1 protein-coding gene and 1 pseudogene are annotated in these 440 nt (G+C 51.4%); one reads left to right on the top strand and one right to left on the bottom strand.

Translation table 11 applies throughout. The features are described from left to right. Positions 1 to 155: FAD-binding protein (locus EZM41_RS06680; protein ID WP_198470350.1), on the top strand; the 155-nt coding region annotated here is incomplete at its 5' end. Positions 156 to 179: 24 nt separating this feature from the next. Here the strand turns inward: EZM41_RS06680 and EZM41_RS06675 are convergent. Continuing rightward, a pseudogene (locus EZM41_RS06675) lies at positions 180 to 440 on the bottom strand (hypothetical protein); the annotation flags it as partial.

Genomic DNA, 440 nt, shown 5'->3' with positions numbered 1-440 from the left:
GGGACGAAGGAGCACAACTCGGCGGCATGATAGCCTGCAACGCAGGCGGCTCCAGAGCAGTAAAATATGGCATTATGAGAAATTACGTAAGGGGATTGGAAGTCGTCGTGCCCACCGGCGAGATCCTGCAGCTCGGCGGCTGCTCATTAGGCTGAGACTTTCTTTCGTATGTTCGTGTTCTATACGAAGGGTTTGCGTTCTTTTTGCTCCTCAAGCCACTCGAGGTCTTTTACGTAGGAAGGCTCCACGCGGTTAAGGCGAGCTATGAGGTTTTCTACCTTCCGTGCCTCCTTTGCCCTCTCGTTTATCTCCTGAGGTGTGCCATATTTTTTGATCACGTTGACGAGGCTTTGGACGACGCTGTTCTTTTTGCTGGATAGATAGGTATTGATCTCGGCTACGCCTTTCTCTCCCAGGCAGCACATTTCACTCGACATGGT

It is taken from the genome of Acetomicrobium sp. S15 = DSM 107314, from assembly GCF_016125955.1.
Lineage (GTDB): Bacteria > Synergistota > Synergistia > Synergistales > Thermosynergistaceae > Thermosynergistes > Thermosynergistes pyruvativorans.
The sequence above is the reverse complement of the archived record's forward strand: the minus strand, read 5'-3'. Positions and strand labels throughout refer to the sequence as shown.